Annotated in this window: 4 protein-coding genes and 1 pseudogene; 2 read left to right on the top strand and 3 right to left on the bottom strand. The window is 44.6% G+C overall.

Annotated features, from left to right (window positions below; all coding sequences use genetic code 11):
- The 3 genes and pseudogenes from AMS66_RS34180 to AMS66_RS26745 form a co-directional block, all read right to left on the bottom strand.
- Positions 1–301 (bottom strand): annotated as a pseudogene (locus AMS66_RS34180) (ABC transporter substrate-binding protein); the annotation flags it as partial.
- Between the two features lie 116 nt (positions 302–417).
- Entirely contained in the window at positions 418–2,244 is a 1,827-nt protein-coding gene (locus AMS66_RS26750; RefSeq protein ID WP_053783672.1) for a sensor histidine kinase, read from the bottom strand.
- The gene (locus AMS66_RS26745) at positions 2,222–3,763 is read right to left on the bottom strand and encodes a response regulator transcription factor (RefSeq protein ID WP_053783671.1); all 1,542 of its coding nucleotides are present in this window, start codon (positions 3,761–3,763) and stop codon (positions 2,222–2,224) included. Before AMS66_RS26745 ends, AMS66_RS26750 begins: the two co-directional genes overlap by 23 nt.
- Before the next feature lie 175 nt (positions 3,764–3,938).
- Between AMS66_RS26745 and AMS66_RS26740 the strand changes: the two genes are divergently transcribed.
- A complete protein-coding gene (locus AMS66_RS26740; protein WP_053783670.1) occupies positions 3,939–4,910 on the top strand; it encodes an ABC transporter permease in 972 nt (323 codons plus the stop codon).
- Positions 4,911–4,928: 18 nt separating this feature from the next.
- Entirely contained in the window at positions 4,929–5,822 is an 894-nt protein-coding gene (locus AMS66_RS26735) for a carbohydrate ABC transporter permease (protein WP_053783669.1), read from the top strand.
- Positions 5,823–6,000: the final 178 nt, after the last annotated feature.

Genomic DNA, 6,000 nt, shown 5'->3' with positions numbered 1-6,000 from the left:
CCAGCATCACAACGTCAGGAAGATCATTACTCGCCAGCATGAGGTTCAGCTTTTCCACAGGATTGCCTGTCGGCTGCTGTACTTCTACCTGTATACCTGTCTTTTCTGTAATCGCTTTTGCAACTGGGTTATCAAATGCATCCCCCGTATTTTTGTCAAACCACGTCAATGTCATGGGTGTATTATCTGTTCCTGCATCTTCACCATTCCCGGTGGATGCTGCATTCTGATTACCGCTTGCACAACCTGAAAGCGCTACCACAATTAAAATGAGTGACAGAATCCCTTTGATTGCCTTCATTTGATTAACCCCTCTCTTTGTGCTGAGTTATGAATACATGCCTAATTGTAAAAAGGGAGGGTTCACTTATCCATATCGCAATCTTACAATTCATAAAGGAAAACGTCTTTCATTTGCTATTCGCCCGGCTGCAAGGTGGATAAACTGGTATAGGAAGCATCCAGCGGTATGCGGATGGTTACCGAAGTGCCAACCCCCAGTCTGCTGTACATCTCAACTCCATACACCTCTCCATAAGTTAGCTTAATCCGGTCATTCACATTTTTGATGCCATACCCGGACAGATTATTGGTTTTGCTGAGTGCCTGTTCCAACTGATCGGCGGTCATTCCGATACCATCATCAATCACTTTTAACAGGATATCATTGCCGTTCTGTTGAAGTTTGACGATGATGTTAACCCCCGTTTCATCCCACATGGCATGATTAATGCAGTTCTCAATGAAAGGCTGAAGAATCAACTTGATCGTCGTCCTGCCGAACAGTTCCTGATCCAGATCGTAATGCATATGCAACTTGTCTCTGAACCGGATCTCTTGAATCGCAATATAGTTCTTCACCAGATTGATCTCCTGTTCAATGAGAATGACGCGTTTGCCCTTGTTCAGTGATACCCTGTAATACTTCGCCAAGTAATTGACCATCTGGTAGACCTGCATCGCGCTTTCTTTCATCGCCAGTGAAGAGATCGAGGATAGCGTATTGTAGAGGAAATGCGGATTGATCTGAGCCTGAAGCGTATTTAACTCCGATTCCTTGATCCCGATTTCCTTGACATAGACATCATGAATCAACGATTGAATCTGGGTCGACATCTTGTTGAAGGCGAAGAAGAGTTGACCGATCTCATCATGACCCATAAATGTGACCGATTGCGAGAAATTGCCGCGCTCCATTTTACGAATCTGCTGCAGTAATACCTCTATTCGTTTGGTCATGATTTTGGTTGTTACATACAGCAGAAGAATGGCTGCCACAATGGCAATACTGGACACCCAAACAATTTTCTTGGTGGCATTGTTTGTATCGGAGAGTAATTCATCATAGGCGACTGTAATAACGGTTGACCATCCATTGCTCAGCTTCTCATAGGTAAAGAATCGCTCCTGACCGTCTATCTGCGCATCAAAACTTCCAGAGGTACCTTCAAGCTGTTTCTGAATAGGATACACGTCAAACAAAAGATTAGAAGCTAGCTTCTCATCCCCCGTGCTGATGACTTTACCTGTCTCGTCGATGATATATACGCTTTTATTATTGCTCTCCATCTCGATAAGGGAATACAGCTCGGAGTCGCTAATATCCAGTGTCAGGATGCCATAAGGCTGCTGTAAGCTGAAATAGCTTAATGAGCGGGACAGAGTGATATGTGCGTCAGGCCCCCTGAAATCTTTGGCGTGGCTATACACTACGTTGCCCGCGGCCTGAAGCGTATTTTTTTTCAGATTATCTGGCAGATCCTCCATATATCTCACGAACTGAGCGTCTGTGTACAACGTCTTGTTGTTCGTATATATCGTAATGCCCTGAATGTTGGTATTGAGAATCATGAGCGCCTGCAATGTACGGTTAATATATTGAAAAGCATCCAAATAATAAAAGGCTTGTTCATAATCATTGGATAAATAGTTACGTAATTGCGCGTCCATATACAGAATGTTTGTCAGTTGGCTGTAATATTCCAACCGGTTCTCTACGTTGGTATTAATCTGGGCAAGCGTTCCTTTCAGACTGGTATAGGCCTGATCCGTGATGGTCGTCTTCGTCGATGAATACGAATAGTAAATTAGCAAGGAGAACGGAATAATGCTGATGATCAGAAAGATAAAGAAAAACTTGGTTCTAAGGCGCACATTGGTTAAAGCCCGCTTCGGAACGAAAGGAATTCTGTGGTAGAGTCTGGTCCATGGTCCGGAACGGTCAAATATTTTTTCTGTACTCATTGGGCGTAACTCCTTGGCTCTTTAGAAATAGGGAAATAAAGTAAGATGTACTCTCATAACCTACTCTCTGAGCGATATCCTGAATCTTGAGCGAACCATCGGCCAGCATGGCTTTGGCATTGTCCAACCGAATCTTTGTCAAATAATCGTGAATCGTCATTCCTGTCTTCTCCTTAAAAATGGAACGTAAATAGTTCGGCGACAAATAAACCTGGTCGGACAGGCTATTGATCGTGATGGGCTGATTATAATTCTGATCAATCATTGTGCGAACCAGGTGAACCATTTTGGAGTTCTTATCCATAAAACGTTCACCCAACACGCTCACCGCATCACCTGCCGTGCCGAGGATCAGATTTTCAATTTCGTGTAACGTCAGGGCATTATAAATGGAATGATACAGTTCCGCTCGCTTGAATCCCTCAAGAACCGGTTTATGAAGCTGCTCTAACAGCTCATCAAGCAGATCAATAGCCCAATCACATATGATCTTTTTCTTGATCCGGAGTGTCGCCAATCGAGCAACATGACCATGAAGCTGCTGCGCGGCTTGCTCAAAATCCAATTGGTTAATAGCATCGAACCACTTTTTCTTCTCAAAAGGAGGGACTTGCTCGCTATAAAATTGCCCCCGGACCGCATTCGCATGAATAATTTTTCCCGTGCCTTCATAGAAACGCTCGTTCAGTATCATCTTGGTCTGTTCGTACAAGTCATGAATATGTGATAACTGCACTTCATGTCCGCCTACGGCAGCCGTTACCGTGAAATCCAACGCATTGCGAATGGCCTCGGATAGATCCTCCCAAGCATAATGACCGGGCTGCTGTGCAGCGTCCATGAACACCCCAGTCTCTCCCTCATTGTAAGAGACCATTATCGTCTCCATTTTCTTGTCATTGAAGAAATGGCCGAGAAAAGTGAGCAGCCGAGACATGCAGTCCTCAATACTCTGCCTTTCTTCCTCTGCCTCTTTCGGGTCGATGCTGAACAGGGCCATGGCATAGCGACCTTGCTCCGACTGTCGGGTAAGCTTCAGGTAATCATCAACCAGATGGATAGTGCGCACTATATCTTTTTCATAAGATAATTCCTTCAGCATATTCGCTTTGGTAGACTCCATGGATCGGTTTTTCAATCGCACTTCCTCACAGCGCTGCTTCACCTTTTCGATAACGCTTTCAATTTCACTCAGGTCAAGCGGCTTCAGCAAATATCCAACAGCCCCCACATTCAAGGCCGCTTTCACATAATTAAATTCGTCATGTCCGGTTAGAAACGTCAACTGAATCCAGTCATAACGCTCGCGTATTTTCTTGGCTAGATCAATCCCGTTCATGATTGGCATCTGCACATCGGTCAATACAATATCGGGCTCAATCACTTCTATTTTCTCCAAAGCCTCTCTGCCATTGCTAGCTGTTCCAGCGACATATAGGCCCATCTCTTCCCAGCGAATATAGTCTCTCATCATCTCAAGCTCCAGCTCTTCATCATCCACCAGAAAAATACTATACACCAAAAGACCCCTCCTCTATGTTGTCTATTTCCTATTATATTCTTTTCCTCATGCCCGACTATGGTCCAAATGAATGAAAGTTATTTTCAGGCATTGTTCGTTACTTTGTTTTATCGACACCCTCTTTTTGCGGGCACTATAATTTTAGATAACTTGAGATGCGAGGTGCCCAACTATGAAAACCATTACAATACCACAGACAGGACGGAAGCTGGGACTTCCGAAGAAGAGCCGGTGGGCGATTTTCAAACAGCAAAAATATTTGTTCCTGATGATGCTTCCCGCATTGATATGGGCCGTAGTGTTCGCCTATACCCCAATGGTCGGACTGTACATGTCTTTCGTGAACTACCAGCCCACGTTGGGAGGCTTCTGGCATACGCTGTTCACCAGTGAATTCGTCGGGTTGAAATGGTTCCAATATTTCTTCGAGAACGGCGATTTCCTGATCATTATGCGTAATACGCTGGCGTCTACACTGATCACACTGCTCTTTTCCTTTCCAATGCCTATTTTGATAGCCATTGCGATCAACGAAATTAAAAGCGTCAAATTTAAAAAAACCGTGCAGACCGCTTCCTACTTACCCTACTTTATCTCGTGGGTTATCGCGGCCAATATTATCGTTACCCTGCTGTCTTCAGACGGGGCAATCAACGGTCTTCTAAAATTTTTCCACATCACAAGCGAGAGTGTTCTTTTCCTTCAGGAAGGCAAGTACTTCTGGTGGATCGTAGCGCTGGGCAACACATGGAAAGACATGGGATACAGCTCTATCATGTATCTGGCAGCCATTTCATCCATTAACCAGGAGCTGTACGAAGCTGCCAAAGTTGACGGTGCCAACCGCTTCAAGCAAATTCGTTATATTACGCTGCCTCACTTAAAACCAACCATCGTCATCCTGCTCATCCTGGCACTCGGTGGTATTTTGAATGCCGGGTTTGACCAGCATTTCCTGCTTGGTAATGATCTCACTCGGGGATATTCGGATGTATTGTCCACCTATTCTTTCCGTTACGGTATCCAGAACGGCATGTTCTCTTATGCTTCCGCAGTCGGAATGTTCAGTTCGGTTGTGGCTTTCATTATCGTAGTCACCGTAAACAATATCTCCAAGAAGCTTAATGGACAATCCTTATTCTAGAACACCGGAGGGACATATATGAAAAGCAGAAAACTGAGTGCTGAGCATCTCTTCGATGCCGCATTGTACATCTTCCTTGCCGGAATTTTTCTGGTAACATTCTATCCATTTTGGAACATTCTCGTAATCTCTTTAAATAACGCAACGGACACCTTGCGTGGAAATCTCTATTTCTGGCCACGGTCATTCACAGTAGATAGTTATATTACCATTTTCCGCAACCCGGAAATATGGAGCGCAATCCAGGTGACTGTGCTGCGGACTGTAATCGGAACCGCCTTCTCCATGTTCTTCATTTCACTGTTGGCTTATGCGCTCAGCAAACGTAATTTGCTGGGATGGAAGTACTTCTCGTTTTTCTTTGTGTTCACGATGTATTTTGGAGGCGGATTGATTCCAACGTATATGGTCATTAAATCCGTGGGATTGATTGACTCGTTCTGGGTCTATATCTTCCCTGGGATGATCGGTGTTTTCCTGATGATTCTGGTTCGCACTTTCATGGAACAGATTCCGGGTGAAATAGAGGAATCCTCCAAAATCGACGGTGCCAACGATTTGCAGATTTTCTTCCGGATCATCATGCCGCTGTGTGTACCTGTTCTGGCAACCATCGGCTTATTCCTGGCCATTGGTCACTGGAACTCCTGGTACGACTCTTATGTGTACACTTACAAACCTAGCCTAAAAACACTTCAAGCCGTTCTTGTAAAAATCCTTAATCAGTTCCAGACTGACGGTATGATGTCGGACGCCCAGCAGCTCGCGCAAAGTTCCAAACAAATTCCGGTCTCCAGCGAAAGTATCCGTATGGCTGTCACCATGGTAGCGACCCTTCCAATTATCATGATCTATCCTTTTGTGCAAAAGTATTTTGTGAAGGGTATCATGATGGGCGCTATCAAGAGCTAAACGAATTATGATCTGGACTTCAGGATGTCCCATCTGCCATGCATTGGTTGATGAGACGTCCTTTTTTTGTCGCGCAGTTCAAACACAACGAATGCCTTTTCGAGATCTTCTTTCGCTCTTTAGAACACTATAAAAAGATACCAGTACGTCTCCAAGAAACCAGAGAGGTACTGGTATG

It is taken from the genome of Paenibacillus xylanivorans (genome assembly GCF_001280595.1).
Taxonomy (GTDB): Bacteria; Bacillota; Bacilli; order Paenibacillales; family Paenibacillaceae; genus Paenibacillus; species Paenibacillus xylanivorans.
Note: the sequence above shows the minus strand (reverse complement) of the source record. Positions and strands in the feature narration are given on the sequence as shown.